The sequence below is a fragment of the Pseudomonas putida genome, assembly GCF_003228315.1.
GTDB lineage: Bacteria > Pseudomonadota > Gammaproteobacteria > Pseudomonadales > Pseudomonadaceae > Aquipseudomonas > Aquipseudomonas putida_S.
In genome coordinates, this window is record NZ_CP029693.1 from 4,111,652 (window position 1) to 4,135,152 (window position 23,501).

Here is a 23,501-nt window from a genome sequence, read left to right on the forward strand (position 1 = left end):
CTGATTGTCTCAACACTGACCACACTGAAATTCAAGAACCTTCAATGGTTTGAACATATAGAAATATTGTCGATTTAATATTTCGCGCGAGGACTTTACCAATCACAAAGTCTCGCTGCCAAGGACATGAAGTCACACTAAGAAACCACAGTTGTGACTAAACATGTAAGTGCGGCATATATATAAAATATTCACACGCCATTCATCGCAGACAGATTAGTCCTACACATATTGAGGATTATCTTAGTTGCAAAAAGCCCCGACAAGTCGGGGCTTCTGGTTTTCAAATTTTCGAAACTGCATCTTCAAACGCGGGAGGCTTGAACAGGCGCTATTTGATCAAACGCCATGTGAAAGGATAACGGTATGGAAAACCATCATTGGCCTTCACCCCGGCAATGATCGTCAGCACCAGCGCGCCAATGGCGATCAAGCCAAACAGGAAGAACCCGATAATCACCACCATCAGCAGGAAACTGATGGCGGACGCGATAGCGACGGTGATCTGAAAATTCAACGCTTCCTTGCCCTGGGCATCGATGAACGGGTCCATCTCGCGCTTCATCTGCCACAGAATCAGAGGGCCAATCAGTGTGCCGAACGGCACCCAGATTCCCAGCAAGGCGGACAAGTGACAAAACATCGCCCACTGCCGGACTTCTTTACTCGGGGTGGGAAGCAGTTGTTGCTCGTCACTCATGGCGTCCTCCTTGCCAGTAGCCATCCGATCAGTCAGCCAGTGCAGCCTTTTGCAGATCGAAAATCTCGTTCATGCCTTTTTTCGCCAGCTCCAGCATGGCGTTCAGGTCTTCAGGCTGGAACGGCGCGCCTTCGGCAGTACCCTGAACTTCGATGAAGCCGCCAGTGCTGGTCATCACAACGTTCAGGTCGGTCTCGGCAGCCGAGTCCTCAAGGTAGTCGAGGTCGAGTACCGCTTCGCCCTGGTACATGCCGACGGAAACCGCACCGATCATTTGCTTGAGCGGGTCGCCGCCTTTCAGGCCGCCGCGCTTCTTGATCACTTTCAACGCGTCGACCAGGGCCACCATGGCGCCGGTGATGGAAGCGGTACGAGTACCACCGTCGGCCTGGATCACGTCGCAGTCGACGTACAGGGTGACATCGCCCAGCTTGGACATGTCCAGCGCAGCGCGCAGGGAACGACCGATCAGACGCTGGATTTCCAGGGTACGGCCGCCTTGTTTGCCGCGACTGGCTTCACGCTGGTTACGCTCACCGGTGGCGCGCGGCAGCATGCCGTACTCGGCGGTCAACCAGCCCTGGCCCTGGCCCTTGAGGAACCGCGGCACGCCGTTTTCGACGCTGACGGTGCAGATGACCTTGGTATCACCGAACTCCACCAGTACAGATCCCTCGGCGTGTTTGGTGTAGTTGCGGGTAATGCGGATCGAGCGAAGCTGATCGGCAGCGCGACCACTTGGACGTTTCATAAGGGATACCTGTACGGGGACGGAAAACTGCGGAGCATTATAGAGCCGCCAGCCATGCGTGGGCACTTCTAAAAAAATCCTCCGACGAGCAAAGGCTCTGAACAGCCCGTTGCCGACGACCTGCGGCTCTTTGTCACCTCGTGTGTTTGGGGGCACCCATCGCTCTGCGCTACAATCCTGCGCCTTTGCTGCCAGTCGGCTTTAATTCATTCATATCGGATACCCGGAACGCCTGTTTCTGGCCGATCTGCATTGCGAGGTGCCTCCCATGGTGCACAGCATGACCGCCTTCGCCCGCGTCGAGAAAGCCGGCGTCCAGGGCACCCTGAGCTGGGAGCTGCGCTCGGTCAACAGCCGCTACCTGGAACCCCACGTGCGCCTGCCGGAGTCCTTTCGCGATCTCGAGGGCGCTGTCCGCGAAGCACTGCGCCAGGGCGTGTCCCGAGGCAAGCTCGAGTGCACCCTGCGCTTTACCGAAGAAAATGCCGGTAAACCGCTGCAAGTGGATCAGGCACGCGCCGCGCAACTGGTTGCGGCCGCGGAGACCGTCGCCGGCCTGATCAAGAACCCCGCAGCCTTGAACCCCCTCGAAGTGTTGGCCTGGCCCGGAGTACTGGTGGGCGACGCCAGCGATCCGCAAGCCTTGAACGCCGAGGCCCTGGCACTGTTCAACCAGGGCCTGAAGGAGCTCAAGGCCGGCCGCGAGCGCGAAGGCGCGGAGCTGGCACGGCTGATCGACGACCGCCTGACCTCCATTGAAGAAGACGTGGTGACCCTGCGTGAACTGGTTCCACAGATGCTCGCCACCCAGCGCCAGAAAGTGCTCGACCGCTTCGCCGACATGAAGGCCGAGATGGACCCGCAGCGCCTGGAGCAGGAAATGGTCATGCTCGCGCAAAAAAGCGACGTCGCCGAAGAACTGGATCGCCTGAGCACTCACATCATCGAAGTTCGCCGGGTGCTCAAGTCCGGTGGAGCTGCCGGGCGACGCCTGGACTTCCTGATGCAGGAGCTCAATCGCGAGGCCAACACACTGGGCTCCAAGGCCTTCGATCCGCGCAGTACCCAAGCGGCGATCAACCTCAAGGTGTTGATCGAGCAGATGCGCGAACAAGTGCAGAATATTGAGTAAGGCAAACCTGACATGACCCACAGCACCGGCACCCTGTACATCATTTCCGCCCCCTCCGGCGCGGGCAAAAGCAGCCTGGTCAAGGCCCTGACCGACGCCAACCCGGAGATCCGCGTCTCGATCTCCCACACCACCCGCGCCATGCGTCCCGGTGAAGTGAACGGCGTGAACTATCACTTCGTTGACCGCAGCGAATTTGTGAAGATGATCGAGCACGGGGATTTCCTCGAGCGCGCCGAAGTCTTCGGCAATCTCTACGGCACCTCGCAAAGCCACCTGCAGCAGACGCTGGATGAAGGCCACGACCTGATTCTGGAAATCGACTGGCAGGGTGCCGAGCAAGTGCGCAAGCTGATGCCTCAGGCCCGTTCGATCTTCATCCTGCCGCCGTCGCTGCAGGCCTTGCACCAGCGCCTGACCAACCGTGGCCAGGACAGTGACGAGATCATCGACGGCCGGATGCGCGAAGCCGTCAGCGAAATGAGCCACTACGTCGATTACGACTACTTGATCATCAACGACGATTTCGCCCACGCATTGCACGATTTGAAAGCGATTTTCCGTGCCAATCAGCTGCAGCAGAAGCGTCAGCAGCAGCGTCACGGCAAATTGCTGGCTGAATTGTTGGGCTGATCCGCTCTTCCCAAAACCGCTGCGAGGGCTTTACATTGGCACTTGCAGCGCGTTGAAGGGCTTGATCAAAAAATCAGCGCTTCCCTAATCGCTGGTGATTTTTTAAACTGTCGAGTCCGCTCGCCCATCCGGGCAGCGCGCATATTGCATTTGCTACGAGGAAGACCATGGCCCGCGTAACCGTTGAAGACTGCCTAGAACACGTGGATAACCGCTTTGAGCTGGTCATGCTCTCTACCAAGCGTGCCCGTCAACTGGCCACCGGCGGCAAAGAGCCGAAAGTAGCATGGGAAAACGACAAGCCTACCGTTGTCGCCCTGCGTGAAATCGCTGAAGGCCTGATCGACTACGCCGCTATCGCCGAAGCCGAAATCGTTGAAGATGAACCGCTTTTCGCTGCATTCGAGGACGAGTCCAACGAGGCCGTCTAAGCCTATGCCTGGTCGACGTAGCACGGCGCGGGATCACAGCTTTTGGCAGGAGACATCATGCCGAGCATAGACGCCCTCGCCGATCGCTTATCGACCTACCTCGGCAAAGACCAGGTCAACCTGGTCCGCCGAGCGTATTTCTACGCCGAACAAGCCCACGACGGCCAACGCCGTCGCAGCGGCGAGGCGTACGTCACGCACCCACTCGCGGTTGCGAATATTCTTGCCGACATGCATATGGACCATCAGAGCCTGATGGCGGCCATGCTGCATGACGTGATCGAAGACACCGGTATCGCCAAGGAAGCGCTGCAAGCGCAGTTCGGTGAAACCGTGGCCGAACTGGTCGACGGGGTCAGCAAACTGACCCAGATGAACTTCGAGACCAAGGCCGAGGCACAAGCCGAAAACTTCCAGAAAATGGCCATGGCCATGGCACGCGACATTCGCGTGATCCTGGTTAAGCTGGCCGACCGCCTGCACAACATGCGCACCCTGGAAGTGCTGTCCGGCGAAAAGCGCCGACGCATCGCCAAGGAAACCCTGGAAATCTATGCGCCCATCGCCAACCGGCTGGGCATGCACGCCATCCGCATAGAGTTCGAAGACCTCGGCTTCAAGGCGATGCACCCGATGCGTTCCGCGCGCATCTACCAGGCCGTCAAGCGCGCCCGGGGCAATCGCAAGGAAATCGTCAACAAGATCGAAGAGTCCCTCAGCCACTGCCTGGCCGTCGACGGCATCCAGGGCGAGGTCAGCGGTCGCCAGAAACACCTCTACGGCATCTACAAGAAGATGCGCGGCAAGCGCCGGGCCTTCAACGAAATCATGGACGTCTACGCGTTCCGGATCATCGTCGACAAGGTCGATACCTGCTACCGCGTGCTGGGGGCTGTTCATAATTTGTACAAACCGTTGCCCGGTCGCTTCAAGGATTACATCGCGATCCCCAAGGCCAACGGCTATCAGTCGCTGCACACCACGCTGTTCGGCATGCATGGTGTTCCGATCGAGATCCAGATCCGCACCCGCGAGATGGAAGAGATGGCCAACAACGGCATCGCCGCCCACTGGCTGTACAAATCCAGCGGCGACGAGCAGCCCAAGGGCACTCACGCCCGCGCCCGGCAGTGGGTCAAAGGTGTGCTGGAGATGCAGCAACGCGCCGGCAACTCGCTGGAATTCATTGAAAGCGTGAAGATCGACCTGTTCCCGGACGAGGTCTACGTCTTCACGCCCAAAGGCCGGATCATGGAGCTGCCCAAAGGCTCCACGGCGGTCGACTTTGCTTACGCAGTGCACACCGACGTGGGCAACAGCTGCATCGCGTGCCGGATCAATCGTCGTCTCGCGCCACTGTCCGAACCGTTGCAAAGCGGCTCCACGGTCGAGATCGTCAGCGCCCCGGGCGCACGACCGAACCCGGCGTGGCTCAATTTCGTGGTCACCGGCAAGGCACGCACGCACATCCGTCATGCGCTGAAACTGCAACGCCGCTCCGAGTCCATCAGCCTGGGCGAACGCCTGTTGAACAAGGTCCTCAACGGTTTCGACAGTTCGCTGGAAAAAATCCCGGCCGAGCGTATCAAGGCCATCCTCAGCGAATATCGCCTCGAACTGGCTGAAGACTTGCTCGAAGACATCGGCCTGGGCAATCGCATGGCCTATGTCGTGGCGCGCAGGCTGCTGGGCGAAGGCGAACAGCTGCCGAGCCCTGAAGGCCCGCTGGCGATTCGCGGCACCGAAGGCCTGGTGCTCAGCTACGCCAAGTGCTGCACACCGATCCCGGGCGACCCGATTGTCGGCCACCTGTCCGCGGGCAAGGGCATGGTTGTGCACCTGGACAACTGCCGCAACATCAGTGAAATCCGCCACAACCCGGAAAAATGCATCCAGCTCTCGTGGGCCAAGGATGTCACCGGCGAATTCAACGTCGAACTGCGCGTCGAGCTGGAACACCAGCGCGGCTTGATCGCCCTGCTGGCCAGCAGCGTCAACGCAGCCGACGGCAACATCGAAAAAATCAGCATGGACGAACGCGATGGTCGCATCAGCGTGGTCCAACTGGTGGTCAGCGTGCACGACCGCGTGCATCTGGCCCGCGTGATCAAGAAACTGCGTGCCTTGACCGGGGTGATCCGCATCACCCGCATGCGTGCGTAGCCACCCATCCATTACAAGGAGTCCTTCATGACCAAGACTGTTATCACCAGCGACAAGGCCCCGGCCGCCATCGGTACTTACTCCCAGGCGATCAAGGCTGGCAACACCGTTTACATGTCGGGTCAGATTCCTCTGGACCCAAAAACCATGGAACTGGTCGAAGGCTTCGAAGCCCAGACCGTCCAGGTGTTCGAGAACCTCAAGGCTGTTGCTGAAGCCGCTGGTGGTTCGTTCAAGGACATCGTCAAGCTGAACATCTTCCTCACCGACCTGAGCCACTTCGCCAAGGTCAACGAGATCATGGGCAAATACTTCGAACAACCTTACCCAGCTCGCGCCGCCATCGGCGTAGCAGCCCTGCCAAAGGGTTCGCAGGTTGAAATGGATGCCATCCTGGTCATCGAGTAACGTGCCCGGCGCAGCCACAGGCTGCGCCACCGCTCTGCTGTAAAGAAAAGCTTGAAAGGATTCCACCATGCGCAAAGCGCTTGCTCTCTCGCTGCTCGCCCTGCTTTTGGGCGGTTGTGCCAGCAACCCTGCCGATCGTGATATCAGTGGCACCTGGATCAACCAGGTGGCGATCGATGCAGCCTCCAAGGGCGTTCCCCTGCGCGAAGCGCTCCAGGCCTATGGTCCGAACCTGGAATGGGACGTCAACACCAAGGCCGGTCAGGCCCGCTACACCAATGGTTTTGAAAATGTCGACGGCAAGCTGTCGGGCGAAGAGTCCGGCGCCTGGAAAATCGACTTTTATGGCAGCTCCGGCAGCGAGCTGAAGCGCGACGGCAAACAATTGAGCCAGGCCGCGACTGAAAACGAACCGGCCCAGGTCTTCGATCGCGCGCTGATCCCGGTCCCCGAAGGCGCGCCGATCGGTGCCAGCTTTGAACGTGCGCTGTACTCGGCCTATATGGGCGGCACGTGGAAAGTCATCAGTGGCCCCGGCGAAGGCAACACCGTGCAATTTCAGGCCGACGGTCAGGTGACGGGCCTGCAGGGTGCGGATCGTTATGCGCTGTGCCTGGCCGGTGATTGCGCCTCGATGAGTGGCGGCAATGACAACATGTGGCTGCAGCTCAATGGCCAGGGAAATCCGTGGATCTTTGCGCGCAAGGGCAAGGAGCTGGAGATCTTCCAGGCCGTGAACACCGCCCTGGCGGATGAACAGCCTCAGTTCACGCCGGGTGATCGCAAGTGGCTGCTCGAGAAGCAGTAACCCGGTTCTAACTGCAAAGCACACCCCATGTAGGAGCGAGCCTGCTCGCGATAGCGGTGTGACAGTCAACGATGATGTTGAATGTCATGCCCTCATCGCGAGCAGGCTCGCTCCTACAGTGGTTATGGGGCGTCTGGACGTCAGCATCGCCCCTCAAGAATCGCCGCATAACCCTCGCGGAAACTCGGATACTTCGGCTCCCATCCCAAAGCCCTGGCTCGGGCATTGCTGCAACGCTTGCTCCCGGTGCGTCGCACACTGGCCTCGTCCGCCCATTCGGTCACACCCAAATACTCGCGCATCCAGCCCACCACATCCGCCAGCGCGGCCGGCGCGTCATCGACACCGATATAGACATCATCCAGCGCTACACCCCGGCGATCCGCCTCAAGCAGATACGCCATCAACCCGGCAGCGTCATCGGCGTGAATTCGATTGGCATACAGCGGCGGATCGACCGCCACGCGATAACCCTCGCGCACCTGAGTCAGTAGCCGCTCACGGCCCGGACCATAAATGCCGGTCAACCGCAAAATGCTGGCAGGAATGCCGCTACCGAGCGCAATCTGCTCGGCTTCGAGCATCAAGCGCCCTGAAAAGCCGGTAGCCACAGCTGGCGAAGCCTCATCAACCCACTCGCCCTCCTGCTGCCCATAAACACTGCTGCTGGAAACGAACAACAGACGACTGGGTGCTTGCCCGTAGTCGTCCAGCCACTCCAGCACATGCTGCAGTCCCTCGACATAAGCGGCGCGATAGCCAGCCTCGTCATGGTTAGTGGCAGCCGCGCAATACACCAGGTAATCCACTGCACCGATTGGCCAGGTCGCCGGGCATTCCTTGTTGAACAGGTCGCCTGCAACACCGATCACCCCCTCGGGCAATCGGGAAACGTCCCGACGCAGGCCATGGACCTCCCACCCTGCAGCCAACAATTGCTTGGCCAGGCGGCTGCCAACATCACCGCAACCGGCGATCAAAACAGAAGGCGCGGACATCAGAAAACTCCCTTGGGAAACGGACAGACTAGCGCTGGCACTGGACGAGCGGCCAGCAATACAGGAAAAAAAGAGACTCTATTACTTTTGTTAACAAGAATTACTTGCAATAATGCGCGCCACTTTTGTTCTCGGCCTCACGAGGCCTGGAAGAGCACCATCGTTTTTCTATCTCAGGTCCGGCCAGCATGACACGCAACCAAACCCTCGCTTCGCCAACCAAACGACCTCGCGCCTGGAGCGCTGTGGCCGCCCTGCTTCTCAGCCTGATGCTGGCACCGGTTGCCGCTTTCGCTGACGCACAAGCACCCGCCAACGCGCCAGCCACCGCAGACCATACCGCCCCGGCTGTCACGCCTGTCGCTACCGACCCGGCCCAGGCAGCACCGGCTCAAGATGCCACTAGCGAAAACGTCCCTGAAGTCCTCGAAGCCGACAACACCCTGGGCATGGCCCATGACCTGTCGCCGTGGGGCATGTACCAGAACGCCGACGTCGTCGTGAAAAGCGTGATGATCGGCCTGGCCATCGCCTCGATCATCACCTGGACCATCTGGATCGCCAAGGGCCTTGAGCTGCTGGGCGCCAAGCGCCGCCTGCGCACCGAGATCGTCCACCTGAAAAAGGCCGCCACCCTCAAGGAAGCCAGCGCCACCGCCACCAAACCCGGCACCCTTGCCAATCTGCTGGTGCACGACGCGCTGGAGGAAATGCACCTGTCGGCCAGCGCCCGGGAAAAAGAAGGCATCAAGGAACGCGTCAGCTTCCGTCTTGAGCGCCTGGTCGCGGCCTGCGGTCGCAACATGAGCAGCGGCACTGGTGTGCTCGCCACCATTGGCTCTACCGCGCCGTTCGTCGGCCTGTTCGGTACCGTATGGGGCATCATGAACAGCTTCATCGGCATCGCCAAAACCCAGACCACCAACCTCGCCGTCGTGGCACCCGGCATCGCCGAAGCCCTGCTGGCGACCGCACTGGGTCTGGTGGCGGCGATTCCTGCGGTGGTGATCTACAACGTGTTTGCCCGCTCCATCGCCGGTTACAAGGCGCAAGTATCCGACGCGTCGGCAGAAGTCCTGCTGCTGGTCAGCCGTGACCTCGATCACCAGCCTGAGCGCAGCTCGCAACCGCACATGGTGAAAGTGGGGTAATCGGCCATGGGCCTGCATTTGAAAGAAGGGGCAGACGACGATCTGTCCGAGAACCACGAAATCAACGTTACGCCGTTCATTGACGTGATGCTGGTGCTGTTGATCATCTTCATGGTGGCGGCACCGCTGGCCACCGTGGACATCAAGGTCGACCTGCCCGCCTCCACCGCCAAACCGGCGCCACGGCCGGAGAAACCGGTGTTCCTCAGCGTCAAGGCTGACCAGCGTCTGTATCTGGGCGACGACGAAGTGAAGGCCGAAGCACTCGGCGCCACGCTCGACGCCAAAACCCAGGGCAAGAAAGACACGACAATCTTCTTCCAGGCCGATAAAGGCGTGGATTACGGCGACCTGATGAGCGTGATGGACAAACTGCGCTCGGCCGGTTACCTGAAGGTCGGTTTGGTTGGTCTCGAGTCGGCAGCCAAGAAATGATCACAACGCGCCATAAGCTGACGCGTTACAGCGGTAGCCTGGCCATTGTGCTGGGTGTTCACGCGCTGGCCATCGCGCTGGCCGTGAACTGGACCGCCCGCCCGCCCATCGAATTGCCACCCCAGGCAATGATGGTCGAGCTGGCACCGGTTCCGGCTCCGCCACCGCCTGCACCGCCGAAGGTCGTCACCCCACCGCAGCCACCGGCTCCGGTTGAAGAATTGCCGATTCCGAAATTGGCCGAAGCGCCGAAGGCCGAGATCGCCGTTCCGAAACCGGTCAAGCCCAAGCCCAAGCCGCAACCGCCCAAGCCTGTGGAGAAAAAGCCGGAGCCACCGAAGGAAAAACCTTCCGAGGCCAAACCGAGCGAAGCACCACCGACGCCGGCACCGACCGAGAAATCCGCGGCACCCGATCCGGGTCCTTCGGCTGCTCAAGTCGCTGCCAAGGCCAGCTGGGAAGGTACTCTGCTAGCGCACCTGCAGAAGTACAAAAAATACCCTGCCAGCGCACAGGCACGGGGCAAGGAAGGCGTGAACCGTCTGCGATTCGTGGTGGATGCCGAAGGTAATGTGCTGTCGTTCGAACTGGTGGGGGCCTCAGGCACGGCCGATCTGGACCGGGCCACTCTGGACATGATCCGTCGCGCCCAGCCGCTGCCAAAACCACCGGCACACATGCTCACCAACGGCTCCATCGAAATCGTCGCGCCGTTTGTCTACAAGATCGAACGCAGGCGTTAACGCACCACCGACCCATTGTGGGAGCGAGCCTGCTCGCGAAGAGGCCGCTCCATTCAATCTCTTCATCGAAGATTGAACCGCTTTCGCGAGCAGGCTCGCTCCCACTCAGGTTCTCGCATCACCCCCAAAGGCACCGAAAGGTGCCTTTGGCATATCTACCCACGGCAAACCGGCATTGGCCGGTGTCACCCGACACATACCTTCTGATAACGTGCGTCTATCGATTGCAGCCGGTATGCTTGGCCCGCATCTTCATGGACGCTTGCTATGACTCTCACAGAATTACGCTACATCGTTACCCTCGCCCAAGAGCAGCATTTCGGCCACGCGGCCGAGCGTTGCCACGTCAGCCAGCCGACCCTGTCGGTGGGCGTGAAAAAGCTTGAAGACGAACTCGGTGTGCTGATTTTCGAGCGCAGCAAAAGCGCCGTGCGCCTGACCCCGGTCGGCGAAGGCATCGTGGCCCAGGCGCAAAAGGTGCTGGAACAGGCCCAGGGCATTCGCGAACTGGCCCAGGCCGGCAAGAACCAGCTGACCGCGCCGCTGAAAGTCGGTGCGATCTACACGGTTGGCCCCTATCTGTTTCCCCACCTGATTCCGCAACTGCACCGGGTCGCCCCGCAGATGCCGTTGTACATTGAAGAAAACTTCACCCACGTGCTGCGCGACAAACTGCGCAATGGCGAACTCGACGCGATCATCATCGCCCTGCCGTTCAACGAAGCCGACGTGCTGACGCTGCAGCTCTACGACGAGCCGTTCTACGTCCTGATGCCGGCCCAGCACCCGTGGACACAAAAGGAATCCATCGACGCCAACCTGCTCAACGACAAGAGCCTGTTGCTGCTGGGCGAAGGCCACTGCTTCCGCGACCAGGTGCTGGAAGCCTGCCCGACCCTGACCAAGGGCAATGACGGCGCCAAGCACACCACGGTGGAATCCAGCTCGCTGGAGACCATTCGCCACATGGTTGCATCGGGCCTTGGCATATCGATCCTGCCGTTGTCGGCGGTGGACAGTCATCACTATGCCCCCGGCGTGATCGAAGTCCGCCCGCTGTCGGCACCGACACCCTATCGCACGGTGGCGATCGCCTGGCGCGCCAGCTTCCCGCGGCCCAAGGCCATTGAAATCCTCGCTGACTCCATTCGCCTGTGCTCGGTGGCCAAGCCGTCCGCGCAGGTGGTGGCAGGTTAAGCACGCGTCATGACGGAGTTGTCGCAGGTGTCGGTGACGGCACTCAAGGGTGTCGGCGAAGCCATGGCCGAAAAATTGGCCAGGGTCGGCCTGGAAAACCTCCAGGACGTGCTGTTTCACTTGCCGCTGCGCTATCAGGATCGCACCCGCGTGGTGCCGATCGGTGCGCTGCGCCCGGGCCAGGATGCCGTGGTCGAAGGCACGGTCAGCGGTGCCGACGTGGTGATGGGGCGGCGCCGCAGCCTGGTGGTGCGCCTGCAGGACGGCACCGGCGGGCTGAGCCTGCGCTTCTATCACTTCAGCAACGCGCAGAAGGAAGGCCTCAAGCGCGGCACGCGGATTCGCTGCTATGGCGAAGCGCGCCCCGGTGCTTCGGGGCTGGAAATCTACCACCCGGAATACCGCGCCATCTCCGGTGATGAACCCCCACCCGTGGACGCAACCCTGACTCCGGTGTACCCGCTCACCGAAGGCCTGACCCAGCAACGCCTGCGCCAACTGTGCATGCAGACCCTGACCATGCTCGGTCCCACCAGCCTGCCCGACTGGCTGCCGACCGAACTGGCCCGCGACTACCAATTGGCGCCACTAGCCGATGCGATCCGCTATCTGCACAACCCGCCTGCCGACGCCGACGTCGACGAATTGGCCCTCGGTCATCACTGGGCTCAGCATCGCCTGGCTTTCGAAGAATTGCTGACTCACCAACTGTCCCAGCAGCGCCTGCGCGAAAGCATGCGTTCGTTGCGCGCACCGGCCATGCCCAAAGCCACGCAGTTGCCGCCCAAATACCTGGCCAACCTGGGGTTCAACCCCACCGGTGCCCAGCAACGGGTGGGCAATGAAATCGCCTATGACCTGAGCCAGCACGAGCCCATGCTGCGGCTGATCCAGGGTGACGTCGGCGCGGGCAAAACCGTGGTCGCCGCCCTCGCCGCATTGCAGGCACTGGAGGCCGGCTATCAAGTAGCGCTGATGGCGCCCACCGAGATTCTCGCCGAGCAGCACTTCATCACCTTCAAGCGCTGGCTCGAACCGCTGGGCATTGAAGTGGCGTGGCTGGCCGGCAAGCTCAAGGGCAAGAACCGCGCCGCCGCGCTGGAGCAGATCGCTGGCGGCACACCGATGGTGGTGGGCACCCACGCGCTGTTTCAGGACGAAGTGCAATTCAAGAATCTGGCGCTGGTGATCATCGACGAACAGCATCGCTTCGGCGTGCAGCAGCGCCTGGCACTGCGCCAGAAAGGTGTTGGCGGGCGCATGTGCCCGCATCAGTTGATCATGACGGCCACGCCTATTCCGCGCACGCTGGCCATGAGCGCCTACGCTGACCTCGACACCTCGATCCTCGACGAACTCCCCCCTGGCCGGACCCCGGTCAACACCGTGCTGATCACCGACACCCGACGCGTCGAAGTCATCGAGCGGGTACGAAGCGCCTGCGCCGAAGGGCGCCAGGCCTACTGGGTTTGCACCCTGATCGAGGAGTCGGAGGAGCTGACCTGCCAGGCCGCCGAAAGCACCCATGAAGACCTGACTGCTGCGTTGGGCGAGTTGAAAGTCGGGCTGATCCACGGTCGCATGAAGCCAGCCGAGAAGGCTGCGGTCATGGCTGAATTCAAGGCCGGCCACCTGCAGCTGCTGGTGGCCACCACCGTGATCGAGGTCGGCGTGGATGTGCCCAACGCCAGCCTGATGATCATCGAAAACCCGGAACGCCTGGGGCTGGCGCAACTGCACCAGTTGCGCGGCCGCGTCGGACGGGGCAGCGCGGCCAGCCATTGCGTGCTGCTCTATCATCCGCCGCTGTCGCAGATCGGCCGCCAGCGCCTGGGCATCATGCGCGAAACCAACGATGGCTTTGTCATCGCCGAAAAAGACCTCGAACTGCGCGGCCCCGGTGAAATGCTCGGCACGCGGCAGACAGGCCTGCTTCAATTCAAGGTCGCCGACCTGATGCGCGACGCCGACCTGCTGCCCGCAGTACGCGACGCGGCCCAAGCCTTGCTCGAACGCTGGCCGGATCACGTGAGTCCGTTACTCGACCGCTGGCTGCGCCACGGGCAGCAATATGGACAAGTGTGAGCACCGTCTCAGTTTCCGGAGGATGGGCCCCCGCAAGCTGGTTATACTCCTGCAATTGTTTTAGTACGGATACAGACCATGACCGAAGCTGCCCTTGCACCCGCTACCCCGCACACTCCGTCGGTCATTCGGATGCTGCTGGACAAGCTGGGCATCGCCTATGAAGAAGTGCTCGACCATCACGGATTGAATCCGGCGCGCAAGGTCCAGGCCGTACTGCTCGACGACGCTGTCGGCTCGCTGATGGTGCTGTTCCCGCAGAGCCAGTTGCTCGACCTCAACCGTTTGACCGAACTCACCGGCCGGCGCCTGACCGCCGTATCCACCGAGCGCCTGATCAAGATGCTCGGCAAGCACAACCTGAGCCTGCTGCCGGGCATTCCTGCCCTCACCAGCGCCCCATGCCTGTACGAAGAAAGCTTGCTGCGCGAGCCGAAAGTGCTGGTCAATTCGGGGGAGCCGGATGTGCTGCTGGAAATCTCCAGCGAAGCCTTCAAGTCCATGCTCAACAAGGCCAGCGCCGCCAATTTCGGTGAACCGCTGAGCAGCATTCGCCCGAACCTGGATCGCCCCGATGATGACCGCGAGGAAATCACCCAGGCTGTTCAGGCGTTCACCGCACGGCGTATCCAGCAACGCCTGGAAGCGACCATCGAAATTCCGCCCCTGGCCGAAACCGCGCAGAAGATCATCAAGCTGCGCGTCGACCCCAACGCGACCATCGACGACATCACCGGCGTGGTCGAAACCGACCCGGCCCTGGCCGCACAGGTGGTGAGCTGGGCAGCGTCGCCGTACTACGCCTCGCCGGGCAAGATCCGTTCGGTGGAGGACGCCATCGTGCGGGTCCTGGGTTTCGACCTGGTGATCAACCTGGCGCTGGGCCTGGCCCTGGGTAAAACCCTGAGCCTGCCCAAGGACCACCCGCAACACAGCACGCCGTACTGGCAGCAATCGATCTACACCGCCGCCGTCATCGAGGGCCTGACGCGCGCCATGCCGCGCACCCAGCGCCCGGAAGCCGGCCTGACCTACCTGGCAGGCCTGCTGCACAACTTCGGTTACCTGCTGCTGGCCCATGTGTTCCCGCCGCACTTCTCGCTGATCTGCCGGCATATGGAGGTCAATCCGCACCTGTGCCACAGCTATATCGAGCAGCATCTGCTGGGTATCAGCCGTGAACAGATCGGTTCGTGGCTGATGCGCTTCTGGGACATGCCCGAAGAACTGGCCACCGCGCTGCGTTTCCAGCACGACCCGCTTTACGACGGCGCTTTCGCCGAGTACCCGAACCTGGTGTGCCTGTCGGTACGCCTGCTGCGCAGCCGTGGCATCGGCTCGGGCCCGGACGAGGACATCCCCGACGCCCTGCTGGAACGCCTGGGCCTGAGCCGCGAAAAAGCCAACGACGTGGTCAGCAAGGTCCTCGAAGCCGAGGTGCTGTTGCGCGAACTGGCCTCGCAGTTCAGCCAATCCTAATAGCATCGCGGGCAAGCCCGCTCCCACAGGGGTTAATCAAAACCTGTGGGAGCGGGCTTGCCCGCGATGAATCCACCTCGGTTTAACCGACTATCTCAAGCCTTTGGCTTGGCCTTCCTCGGCTTCAAATACTTGGTCAACCCCTGGAACCAGATCACCAACGCCGGGTTGCCCTTGATCTGAATCGACTTGTCCTGAATCCCGGTCATGAACGCCAACTGCTTGTTCTTCGCCTGCATCGTGGCAAAGCCGTAGGCTGCATCCTTGAAGGCGATGGCAAACGCAGGCTCGGCATGTACCCCGCCCTTGCTGGTGATGCGCTGATCCTTCACCCGGAAATGTCGTGCCACCTTCCCGTCCAGGGTCTGCAGCTGGAACACCAATTCCTTGTCACCCAACTGCTGCTGAAACGCAGGGTTGGTCCGGCTGGCCTTGCCCATCAACAAACCCAGCATCCACAGCAGAAAACGAAATTTCATGCGCAAGCCTCAAGAGAAAAATGAACGGCCGGCGCATTGTATCGAGCGAAGGCAATAAAGCCACTATCGCGTTTAATTAGCAGAAGATGGACTGCTTTTTGACGCTGATGACTACCAAGTCACTGTCGATACGTTCAATACAGAACGCCCTGCAATACCTCATAAACGATCCCGGTGCCGGCCGCGATCAGCACGATATCGCTGCCCGCACGGCGCCATTCATAGCCTGGGTAATAAGGCAGGCGACTCAAGGCGCGATTATCCAGGCGCTCACCGTAGTAACCATGGGGCAGTGGTCGCCCGCGGACTACATAGATACCAGGCGGTGGAGGCGCGCCGCGTACGAAATAGTCGCGATGATCGTGAATGGTCTGACGGACCGGGCCAAAGTCCCGTGGCGGCGGACCACCGTGATAATGCTCCTGCCCACCTCGGTGATCGTCATCGTAGTGTTCGTAATGCCCCTGTGGGCCGCCGTGGTCATGATCGTCGCGCTGATCGGCGCTGGCGTGCAGCAACGGCGTCGCACTGAGCATCAGCACGCCCAGGCTGGTCATCAGACGTTTCGGCATTTTCATTCGGGATTTCCTCACAACACCTACAGCAAAAAGGGCTTCAGAACGTAGTCCTGAAGCCCTCGGTCTTGCTGTTTAGTCTGTGTCGAAAGGCGCTAATTCCTCTGTATCAGGAACTTTACTCTCAGCTGACACGGGCCTTACGTACGCCGTCGGCGAGCGCCGAGCACAGGCTCAACACGCCATCGACAGCCTGTTCTGGCGTGGCTGCTTCGGCGATCTGATCGATCAGCGCGGAGCCCACCACCACACCATCGGCCAGACGCGCGATGTTCGCAGCCTGCTCCGGTGTGCGAATCCCGAAACCGATGCTGATCGGCAGATCGGTATGGCGACGCAGACGGGCCACCGCTTCTTCGACGTGCTCCAGTGTCGCCGCTCCCGCACCGGTCACACCGGCCACAGACACGTAATACACAAACCCGGAGCTGCCATTGAGCACGGTTGGCAGACGCACATCGTCAGTGGTCGGGGTGGTCAGACGGATGAAGTCCAGGCCCGCGGCCTGGGCCGGGTCACACAGCTCGCCGTTGTGCTCGGGCGGCATGTCGACCACGATCAGGCCATCTACACCGGCTTCCTTTGCTTCAGCAATGAAACGTGGCACGCCGTACTTGTGGATCGGGTTGAAGTAACCCATCAGCACCAGCGGCGTTTCATTGTTGTCCTTGCGGAACTCGCGAACCATTTGCAGGGTTTTCGCCAGATTCTGCTTGGCGCCCAGCGCACGGATGTTGGCGAGCTGGATCGCCGGGCCGTCAGCCATCGGGTCGGTGAAGGGCATGCCCAGCTCGATCACGTCGGCGCCCGCTGCCGGCAAGCCCTTGAGGATCGCCAGGGAGGTGTCGTAGCCCGGGTCGCCAGCGGTGACGAAGGTCACCAGGGCGGCGCGGTTCTGTTCCTTGAGTTCGGCAAAACGCGTTTGCAGGCGGCTCATCAGTGTTTCTCCTGCGAGGATTGTTCCATATGGTGCATCACGGTCTGCATGTCTTTGTCGCCACGCCCGGACAGGTTGACCACCATCAGGTGATCCTTCGGCAGCTTCGGTGCGCGCTTGAACACTTCAGCCAGGGCGTGGGCGCTTTCCAGCGCCGGGATGATCCCTTCCAGGCGGCAGCACTGGTGGAAGGCGGCGAGTGCTTCGTCGTCCGTCACCGAGGTGTACTGAACGCGACCGATGTCATGCAACCAGGCGTGTTCCGGACCGATGCCCGGATAGTCCAGGCCGGCGGAAATGGAGTGGGCGTCGATGATCTGGCCATCTTCGTCCTGCAACAGGAAGGTACGGTTACCGTGCAACACGCCCGGAACGCCGCCGTTGAGGCTGGCGGCGTGCTTGCCGGTTTCGATGCCGTAGCCGGCCGCTTCAACGCCGATGATCTCGACGCTCTTGTCATCAAGGAACGGGTGGAACAGGCCCATGGCGTTGGAACCACCGCCGATGCAAGCCACCAGGCTGTCCGGCAGACGGCCTTCCTGGGCTTGCAGCTGGTCACGGGTTTCCTTGCCGATGACCGCCTGGAAGTCGCGAACCATCGCAGGATAAGGGTGCGGACCGGCCACGGTGCCGATCAGGTAGAAGGTGTTGTCGACGTTGGTCACCCAGTCACGCAGGGCTTCGTTCATCGCATCCTTCAGGGTGCCGGTGCCGGCCACGACCGGAATCACGGTGGCGCCCAGCAGCTTCATGCGGAACACGTTGGCCTGCTGGCGCTCGATGTCGGTGGTGCCCATGTAGATCACGCATTCCAGACCGAAGCGCGCGGCCACGGTGGCGGTCGCCACGCCGTGCATGCCGGCGCCGGTCTCGGCGATGATGCGTTTCTTGCCCATGCGCCGCGCCAGCAGGATCTGGCCGATGCAGTTGTTGATCTTGTGCGCGCCGGTGTGGTTCAGCTCTTCACGCTTGAGATAAATCTTCGCGCCGCCACAGAATTCGGTCAGGCGTTCGGCGAAATAGAGCGGACTTGGACGACCGACATAGTCGCGCTGGAAGTAGGCCAATTCTTCCTTGAAGGCAGGATCTTCCTTGGCCGCTTCGTATTCGCGGGCCAGATCGAGGACCAGTGGCATCAGGGTTTCAGCGACATAACGGCCGCCGAACGCGCCAAACAGGCCGTTGGCGTCAGGGCCGTTGCGCAGATTGGTCTGGGTCATGGGGCGCTCCAGTTGAATGCGAGAAATAGTGTTTTTGAACAAAGAGTGGGCTTCACTCTACCCCTGACGCCGCATGCTGAAAACCGATAAGATCGCTGCAACCTGTCAGGAAAACTCACAGATACCATGAGCCACGAACTGCCACCTCTGAACGCCTTGCGTGCCTTCGAAGCCACTGCCCGATTGAACAGCGTCAGTCAGGCTGCCGAACAGCTGCATGTCACCCATGGCGCGGTGAGCCGGCAATTGAAGGTGCTGGAAGAACACCTCGGCGTGAGCCTGTTCACCAAGGAAGGTCGCGGCCTCAAACTCACAGATGCCGGCATGCGCTTGCGTGATGCCAGCGCCGAAGCTTTCGAGCGCCTGCGCACGGCCTGTGCCGATATCTCCCGCAGCACCGCCGATGCGCCCTTCGTACTGGGCTGCTCGGGCAGCCTGCTGGCCCGCTGGTTCATCCCGCGCCTGGGACGACTGAACGCCGACCTGCCGGATCTGCGCCTGCATCTGTCCGCTGGAGAAGGCGATCTCGACCCCCGTCGTCCTGGGCTGGACGCCTTGCTGGTGTTCGCCGAGCCTCCCTGGCCGGCGGACATGCAGGTGTTCGAGCTGGCCAGCGAACGGATCGGGCCGGTCATGAGCCCCCGCTTCGTCGGCTACGACAGGCTCAGAAACGCGCCGCCGACTGCCCTTCTCGGTGAACCATTGCTGCACACCACTTCCCGTCCGCAGGCCTGGCCCAGTTGGGCACAACAAAGCGGCCTCGACGCCGGGGCGTTGAAGTACGGTCAGGGCTTTGAACATTTGTATTACTTGCTGGAGGCGGCCGTCGCCGGATTAGGCGTGGCCATCGCCCCCGAGCCGCTGGTGGCCGAGGACTTGAAGGCGGGTCGACTGGTAGCACCCTGGGGTTTCAGCGAAACCCCAGCGCAATTGGCATTGTGGCTGCCAAAGCGCGCCGCGGACGGGCGCGCCCGGCAACTGGCGCAGTGGCTGAAAAACGAACTGCGCCAGACGGATTAGTCACCGCGCCTGCACATCAGGTACGCGGCCAGCAGGCCTAGCGCACCGACGGCAACACCCGCTGTCGTCCAGGGATGTTCCTGGGCGTAATCGCGGGTGGCAATTCCGGTTTCCCGGGTCTTCACTTTAACTTCCTCATAGGCATCCGAGAGCAGATGGCGCGAATGTCTCAGCGCATTCTCGGCGTTGCCCTTGAGGACCTTGAGGGTTCTACGCGACTCGTCGGAGGCGTCGTCCTTCAGGCTTTCCAGGGATTTGAGCAGACTCTCGATTTCCGCTTCCATGCTTTGCAATGAGGCTTTGCGTAACGCGCTGTTGGCCATGGTGGCTCTCCTGCATTGTTGATGAGTGGCGTGTGTTGGTTGGGACTTCGGGGGCTCGAGAAAGTGCAGTAAATGTGAACTTGCCTGTGGGATCGACCGACAGAAGAAAGTCAGAAAATCACTGCTAGGCTGTATGCAAACCCAAGGAGAACGCCATGACTGACCATCACACTTACAAGAAAGTCGAACTGGTTGGCTCGTCCACCAGCAGCATTGAAGACGCGATCAACAACGCTCTGGCCGAGGCCCATAAAAGCCTCAAGTACATGGAATGGTTTGAAGTGACCGAAACCCGGGGACATATCAAGGACGGCAAGGCTGCGCATTTCCAGGTGACCCTCAAGGTGGGGTTCCGGATTGCCAGCAGCTGATCGGTTTTCGACCTCCGAGCTTGCACGCTGGCCGAGTGCCATAGGGATTGGCAAGGCGCTACATGAGTGAATCCGGCCCATGACCGGATGCCCCTTTTGATCCGACCAGAGAATGCCACTGATGAAGAGATTTATTTTGGCGGTAGGTTTGTTATGCCTGGCGGGCACTGCCATGGCTGACGGCAAGTCCTGCGAAGAGCTCAAAGCCGAGATCGCCGCAAAGCTTGATGCCAAGGGTGTTTCCAATTACTCGCTGGACATCGTCGACAAAGGCGCCAGCGCCGGCGGAAAAGTCGTCGGTACCTGTGAGAAGGGCACCAAGGAAATCGTCTACAAGCGCTAGATCACAAATACCTGTAGGAGCGAGCCTGCTCGCGATGGTCTCAAGGACAACGCGCTGCATCAGACAGTGCGTGTCATCGTTGACGACCATCGCGAGCAGGCTCGCTCCTACAGTGGTGAGCAGGGCACACCTCAGCCTTTCATGACCTGCGCCAGCAGCTCGTAGGAGTGCAGGCGATCAGCGTGTTCATACAAATCGCAGGTGAAAATCAGTTCATCGGCTTGGGTCTGCGCGATCAGCACTTCCAGCTTGGCGCGGATTTTCTGCGGACTGCCAATCATCGCCAGGCCCAGGAAGTCCATGACCGCCTCCCGCTCATGGGGCAACCACAGGCCGTTCATGGTTTCCACCGGTGGACGCTGCACCAGGCTCTGGCCGCGTATCAGGGCGAGGATGCGCTGGAATACCGAGGTCGCCAGATAGTCGGCCTGTTCATCGGTATCGGCGGCCACCAAGGGCACACCGAGCATCACGTAAGGCTTGTCCAGCACCTCTGAAGGCTTGAAGTGATTGCGGTAGACGCGAATCGCTTCATGCATGTAGCGCGGTGCGAAATGTGAGGCGAAGGCGTAGGGCAAACCGCGCTCACCTGCCAGCTGTGCACTGAACAGGCTGGAGCCGAGCAACCAGATCGGCACATTGGTATTGGTCCCCGGCATCGCGATGACACGCTGGTCCGGTGTGCGCGGACCCAGGTAGCGCACCAGTTCGGCCACATCTTCCGGGAAATCGTCAGCACTGCCGGAGCGCTCGCGGCGCAACGCGCGGGCGGTCATCTGATCGGAACCCGGAGCACGTCCCAGGCCAAGGTCGATACGCCCCGGATACAGGCTTTCAAGGGTGCCGAACTGTTCGGCGATGACCAGTGGCGCGTGGTTGGGCAGCATCACCCCGCCCGAGCCCACACGAATCGTCGACGTGCCGCCCGCAAGATACCCCAGCAACACCGATGTCGCGGAACTGGCGATGCCATCCATGTTGTGGTGCTCGGCGACCCAGAACCGGTTGTAGCCGAATTTCTCGACGTGTTGCGCAAGGTCCAGCGAATTGCGCAGCGACTGCGCCGCGCTGCCGTTTGCTCTGACGGGCACGAGGTCGAGGGTCGAGAACTTGATGTCGGACAGTCGTTTCATAAGCCTGCTTCTCCAATTGAGGGCGCAGGTTTTTTCTTGCGAACGAAAACCTGCCGAATCCAAAAGCGTGTTTCATGCAATGTGGGCATATACCCGAGTTTCAATAGCTGAGGGAAAATTTCCTACTAAAGAAGTAGGTCAATCGGATCAAGTGAACTTTGCGCCACGGTCTATCCTCAGAAACCTGTAACCGACCATCACACAGGCGCAACACCTTGCGCCGGATCCCGAGGAGACAGGCATGGCTATCATCAAGAAGGCATCGGCACATTGGGCCGGTGATCTGAAAACCGGCATCGGCTCGATTTCCACCGAAACCGGCGTACTCAGGGAAGCGCCCTACGGCTTCAAGGCACGATTCGAAGGCGGCAAGGGCACCAATCCGGAAGAACTGATCGGCGCGGCCCACGCCGGGTGCTTCTCCATGGCCTTTTCCATGATCCTTGGCGAGGCAGGCCTGAAGGCCGACAGTATCGATACCAACGCCGAAGTCACCCTGGACCAGGTGGACGGCGGCTTCGCGATCACGGCGGTGAAGCTGATCCTCAAGGCGAAGATTCCCGGTGCCAGCCAGGCGCAGTTTGATGAACTGAGCAAGAAAGCCAAGGAAGGTTGCCCGGTGTCCAAGGTGCTGAATGCGAAAATCACACTTGAGGCGACGCTGGTGAACTGAGAAGCAAAAGATCGCAGCCTTCGGCAGCTCCTACATTGAAAAGCGATCCCATGTAGGAGCTGCCACAGGCTGCGATCTTTTTTTGCCTTGTAACAAAACAAGGCTCATGAATATGTGGTCGAATAAATGACAGCAGTCAAAACGCAGAATCCTGCGTGCTGCTTCAAGGGAGCTGCAACCATGAAACGTTTTGCCTTGACGGTTATCTGCTGCGCATTGGCTACCTCGGCCATGGCAGCTCCGAAACCCTGCGAAGAACTCAAGGCTGAAATCGAAGCAAAGATCCAGGCTCGCGGGGTCACGTCCTACACCCTGGAGATCGTCAGCAACAGCGAAGTGCATGATCAGAACATGGTCGTGGGCTCGTGCGAAAACGGCACCAAGAAAATCATCTACCAGAAAAACGACCGCTGAATGCCCTAGGGCACGCAGTTGGTCTGGCGATCTTCGGCGACGATTTCATGCCGGGCGTTGAACAGGCGAGCTTCGGGGGTGAACGCCATGGAACGCGCTTGTAGCAGATAGCGTTGGCCGGCTTCGAAATGGTCGTACTTGATGATCATGTAGCACAGTCGCTCCGTGCCTCCGTCGAACAAATCCGAGCCGCCACTGGGCACTTCGAAATCGAAGCGAACGGTCAATTCGTGGCTCCCGGGAGTCACCTCAAAATATCGCCCGTCTCTCATTCGCTGGCCGTCCAGCCGCTCGGCCATCAGCAACTTGTCGTTGGGAAATGGCGTGGAAAAGTCGACCCACGCCATTTTTGGGTTGGCCGCGGGCATCGGCGTCGAACAACCGGTAACCGCGATTGCAGTGAGCAACAACATCAACCTGCACATGATGAATGTCCTGAATACCCAGTATTCAGAATAGCGCCGATCAGGTGTGTTGGCAGCCAGCCGGTGTGCCTTGGCCGATCACTTTGCGCTGCTGATCGTAGAGCTTGGCCCAGGGCCGAAAACCGATATTCCCCGCTTGTAGCTGATAACGCTCCCCGGCGTTGAATTCGCTGAATTTCACGTTCATCTGACAATCGCGCCACAGCGGCTTGGCGTCGGGCCCGATGTTGGTGGGTTGCACGGGAAACTGATAGCGAACCTTGAGCTCATGACTACCGGGCTGCACCTGAAAGTAGCGTTTATCGGTCGTCGCCTGGTTATCGACCCCCAGCGCCAGCAGCGCCGTATCTTCCTGATGGGATTCCAGATCGATCCATGCTTGCGTCGGATCATGATGAGGCAAGCCGAACCCGGCACAACCGGCCAGTGTCAGCAGGCCTCCCATCAGCATCAAATTGCGCATAGCGGAGCTCC

28 protein-coding genes are annotated in these 23,501 nt (G+C 60.5%); 17 read left to right on the forward strand and 11 right to left on the reverse strand.

The annotated features are described in order from the left end of the window. Nucleotides 1-331 precede the first annotated feature (331 nt). Complete coding sequence (locus DKY63_RS19240) at nucleotides 332-700, reverse strand: DUF4870 domain-containing protein (RefSeq protein ID WP_110965531.1); 369 nt, start codon at nucleotides 698-700, stop codon at nucleotides 332-334. A 28-nt stretch (nucleotides 701-728) separates the two neighbouring features. Beyond that, nucleotides 729-1,451 (reverse strand): ribonuclease PH, encoded by a 723-nt coding sequence (rph, locus tag DKY63_RS19245; protein ID WP_110965532.1) that lies wholly within the window; start codon nucleotides 1,449-1,451, stop codon nucleotides 729-731. Between the two features lie 268 nt (nucleotides 1,452-1,719). On the opposite strand from rph, the gene DKY63_RS19250 reads away from it, so the two are divergent. From DKY63_RS19250 to DKY63_RS19275, 6 genes are all read left to right on the forward strand, one after another. Next, nucleotides 1,720-2,583 carry a YicC/YloC family endoribonuclease gene (locus DKY63_RS19250; RefSeq protein WP_110965533.1) on the forward strand — a complete coding sequence of 288 codons (864 nt, stop codon included), beginning with the start codon at nucleotides 1,720-1,722 and terminating at the stop codon, nucleotides 2,581-2,583. Between the two features lie 12 nt (nucleotides 2,584-2,595). Beyond that, complete coding sequence (gene gmk, locus DKY63_RS19255; RefSeq protein WP_077046302.1) at nucleotides 2,596-3,216, forward strand: guanylate kinase; 621 nt, start codon at nucleotides 2,596-2,598, stop codon at nucleotides 3,214-3,216. Nucleotides 3,217-3,383: 167 nt separating this feature from the next. Further along, a complete protein-coding gene (gene rpoZ / locus DKY63_RS19260; protein WP_007921129.1) occupies nucleotides 3,384-3,647 on the forward strand; it encodes a DNA-directed RNA polymerase subunit omega in 264 nt (87 codons plus the stop codon). 57 nt (nucleotides 3,648-3,704) lie between these two features. Beyond that, nucleotides 3,705-5,810, forward strand: a complete 2,106-nt coding sequence (spoT, locus tag DKY63_RS19265; protein WP_110965534.1) for a bifunctional GTP diphosphokinase/guanosine-3',5'-bis pyrophosphate 3'-pyrophosphohydrolase — start codon at nucleotides 3,705-3,707, stop codon at nucleotides 5,808-5,810. Nucleotides 5,811-5,837: 27 nt separating this feature from the next. Next, nucleotides 5,838-6,218: a RidA family protein gene (locus tag DKY63_RS19270; protein WP_110965535.1), complete on the forward strand. Its 381-nt coding sequence runs from the start codon at nucleotides 5,838-5,840 to the stop codon at nucleotides 6,216-6,218. Between the two features lie 67 nt (nucleotides 6,219-6,285). Then, entirely contained in the window at nucleotides 6,286-7,026 is a 741-nt protein-coding gene (locus tag DKY63_RS19275; protein WP_110965536.1) for a hypothetical protein, read from the forward strand. Nucleotides 7,027-7,166: 140 nt separating this feature from the next. Here the strand turns inward: DKY63_RS19275 and DKY63_RS19285 are convergent, their stop codons facing one another. Then, nucleotides 7,167-8,024 carry an SDR family oxidoreductase gene (locus DKY63_RS19285; RefSeq protein ID WP_110965537.1) on the reverse strand — a complete coding sequence of 286 codons (858 nt, stop codon included), beginning with the start codon at nucleotides 8,022-8,024 and terminating at the stop codon, nucleotides 7,167-7,169. Between the two features lie 188 nt (nucleotides 8,025-8,212). On the opposite strand from DKY63_RS19285, the gene exbB reads away from it, so the two are divergent. The 6 genes from exbB (at nucleotide 8,213) to DKY63_RS19320 (ending at nucleotide 15,114) form a co-directional block, all read left to right on the forward strand. Beyond that, a complete protein-coding gene (gene exbB, locus DKY63_RS19290) occupies nucleotides 8,213-9,175 on the forward strand; it encodes a tonB-system energizer ExbB (RefSeq protein WP_110965538.1) in 963 nt (320 codons plus the stop codon). A 6-nt stretch (nucleotides 9,176-9,181) separates the two neighbouring features. Continuing rightward, the gene (gene exbD / locus DKY63_RS19295) at nucleotides 9,182-9,610 is read left to right on the forward strand and encodes a TonB system transport protein ExbD (protein ID WP_110965539.1); all 429 of its coding nucleotides are present in this window, start codon (nucleotides 9,182-9,184) and stop codon (nucleotides 9,608-9,610) included. Further along, the gene (locus tag DKY63_RS19300; protein ID WP_110965540.1) at nucleotides 9,607-10,353 is read left to right on the forward strand and encodes an energy transducer TonB family protein; all 747 of its coding nucleotides are present in this window, start codon (nucleotides 9,607-9,609) and stop codon (nucleotides 10,351-10,353) included. The genes exbD and DKY63_RS19300 overlap by 4 nt, the downstream gene beginning before the upstream one ends. Before the next feature lie 267 nt (nucleotides 10,354-10,620). Next, nucleotides 10,621-11,550, forward strand: coding sequence for a hydrogen peroxide-inducible genes activator (locus DKY63_RS19310; protein ID WP_096514223.1), 930 nt, complete (start codon nucleotides 10,621-10,623; stop codon nucleotides 11,548-11,550). 9 nt (nucleotides 11,551-11,559) lie between these two features. Next, nucleotides 11,560-13,635 (forward strand): ATP-dependent DNA helicase RecG, encoded by a 2,076-nt coding sequence (gene recG, locus DKY63_RS19315; RefSeq protein WP_110965542.1) that lies wholly within the window; start codon nucleotides 11,560-11,562, stop codon nucleotides 13,633-13,635. Nucleotides 13,636-13,713: 78 nt separating this feature from the next. After that, complete coding sequence (locus tag DKY63_RS19320; protein WP_110965543.1) at nucleotides 13,714-15,114, forward strand: aminoacyl-tRNA deacylase and HDOD domain-containing protein; 1,401 nt, start codon at nucleotides 13,714-13,716, stop codon at nucleotides 15,112-15,114. Nucleotides 15,115-15,209: 95 nt separating this feature from the next. Here the strand turns inward: DKY63_RS19320 and DKY63_RS19325 are convergent, their stop codons facing one another. The 4 genes from DKY63_RS19325 to trpB form a co-directional block, all read right to left on the reverse strand. Beyond that, nucleotides 15,210-15,593: a helicase gene (locus DKY63_RS19325; RefSeq protein ID WP_110965544.1), complete on the reverse strand. Its 384-nt coding sequence runs from the start codon at nucleotides 15,591-15,593 to the stop codon at nucleotides 15,210-15,212. A gap of 134 nt (nucleotides 15,594-15,727) precedes the next feature. After that, a complete protein-coding gene (locus DKY63_RS19330) occupies nucleotides 15,728-16,171 on the reverse strand; it encodes an anti-virulence regulator CigR family protein (protein ID WP_110965545.1) in 444 nt (147 codons plus the stop codon). A gap of 121 nt (nucleotides 16,172-16,292) precedes the next feature. Beyond that, on the reverse strand, nucleotides 16,293-17,105 hold the full coding sequence (gene trpA, locus DKY63_RS19335; protein ID WP_110965546.1) for a tryptophan synthase subunit alpha: 813 nt from the start codon (nucleotides 17,103-17,105) through the stop codon (nucleotides 16,293-16,295). Then, a complete protein-coding gene (gene trpB, locus DKY63_RS19340) occupies nucleotides 17,105-18,325 on the reverse strand; it encodes a tryptophan synthase subunit beta (protein ID WP_110965547.1) in 1,221 nt (406 codons plus the stop codon). Before trpB ends, trpA begins: the two co-directional genes overlap by 1 nt. Nucleotides 18,326-18,451: 126 nt before the next feature. On the opposite strand from trpB, the gene DKY63_RS19345 reads away from it, so the two are divergent. Continuing rightward, entirely contained in the window at nucleotides 18,452-19,345 is an 894-nt protein-coding gene (locus tag DKY63_RS19345) for a LysR family transcriptional regulator (protein WP_110965548.1), read from the forward strand. Here DKY63_RS19345 and DKY63_RS19350 read toward each other — a convergent pair. Next, nucleotides 19,342-19,668, reverse strand: coding sequence for a DUF883 family protein (locus DKY63_RS19350; protein WP_110965549.1), 327 nt, complete (start codon nucleotides 19,666-19,668; stop codon nucleotides 19,342-19,344). The genes DKY63_RS19345 and DKY63_RS19350 overlap by 4 nt on opposite strands. Nucleotides 19,669-19,823: 155 nt before the next feature. Here DKY63_RS19350 and DKY63_RS19355 point away from each other — a divergent pair, with 155 nt between their 5' ends. Continuing rightward, nucleotides 19,824-20,039, forward strand: a complete 216-nt coding sequence (locus DKY63_RS19355; RefSeq protein WP_110965550.1) for a dodecin — start codon at nucleotides 19,824-19,826, stop codon at nucleotides 20,037-20,039. A gap of 121 nt (nucleotides 20,040-20,160) precedes the next feature. Continuing rightward, nucleotides 20,161-20,382 carry a DUF1161 domain-containing protein gene (locus tag DKY63_RS19360; RefSeq protein WP_110965551.1) on the forward strand — a complete coding sequence of 74 codons (222 nt, stop codon included), beginning with the start codon at nucleotides 20,161-20,163 and terminating at the stop codon, nucleotides 20,380-20,382. 131 nt (nucleotides 20,383-20,513) lie between these two features. Here the strand turns inward: DKY63_RS19360 and DKY63_RS19365 are convergent, their stop codons facing one another. Then, entirely contained in the window at nucleotides 20,514-21,515 is a 1,002-nt protein-coding gene (locus DKY63_RS19365; RefSeq protein ID WP_110965552.1) for an LLM class flavin-dependent oxidoreductase, read from the reverse strand. A 241-nt stretch (nucleotides 21,516-21,756) separates the two neighbouring features. Here DKY63_RS19365 and DKY63_RS19370 point away from each other — a divergent pair, with 241 nt between their 5' ends. Continuing rightward, nucleotides 21,757-22,188, forward strand: a complete 432-nt coding sequence (locus DKY63_RS19370; RefSeq protein ID WP_110965553.1) for an OsmC family protein — start codon at nucleotides 21,757-21,759, stop codon at nucleotides 22,186-22,188. Nucleotides 22,189-22,368: 180 nt separating this feature from the next. Continuing rightward, nucleotides 22,369-22,602 carry a DUF1161 domain-containing protein gene (locus tag DKY63_RS19375; RefSeq protein WP_110965554.1) on the forward strand — a complete coding sequence of 78 codons (234 nt, stop codon included), beginning with the start codon at nucleotides 22,369-22,371 and terminating at the stop codon, nucleotides 22,600-22,602. A gap of 5 nt (nucleotides 22,603-22,607) precedes the next feature. Here DKY63_RS19375 and DKY63_RS19380 read toward each other — a convergent pair whose 3' ends face one another. Next, nucleotides 22,608-23,027 (reverse strand): hypothetical protein, encoded by a 420-nt coding sequence (locus DKY63_RS19380; RefSeq protein WP_110965555.1) that lies wholly within the window; start codon nucleotides 23,025-23,027, stop codon nucleotides 22,608-22,610. Nucleotides 23,028-23,067: 40 nt separating this feature from the next. Next, nucleotides 23,068-23,490, reverse strand: a complete 423-nt coding sequence (locus DKY63_RS19385; protein ID WP_110965556.1) for a hypothetical protein — start codon at nucleotides 23,488-23,490, stop codon at nucleotides 23,068-23,070. Nucleotides 23,491-23,501: the final 11 nt, after the last annotated feature.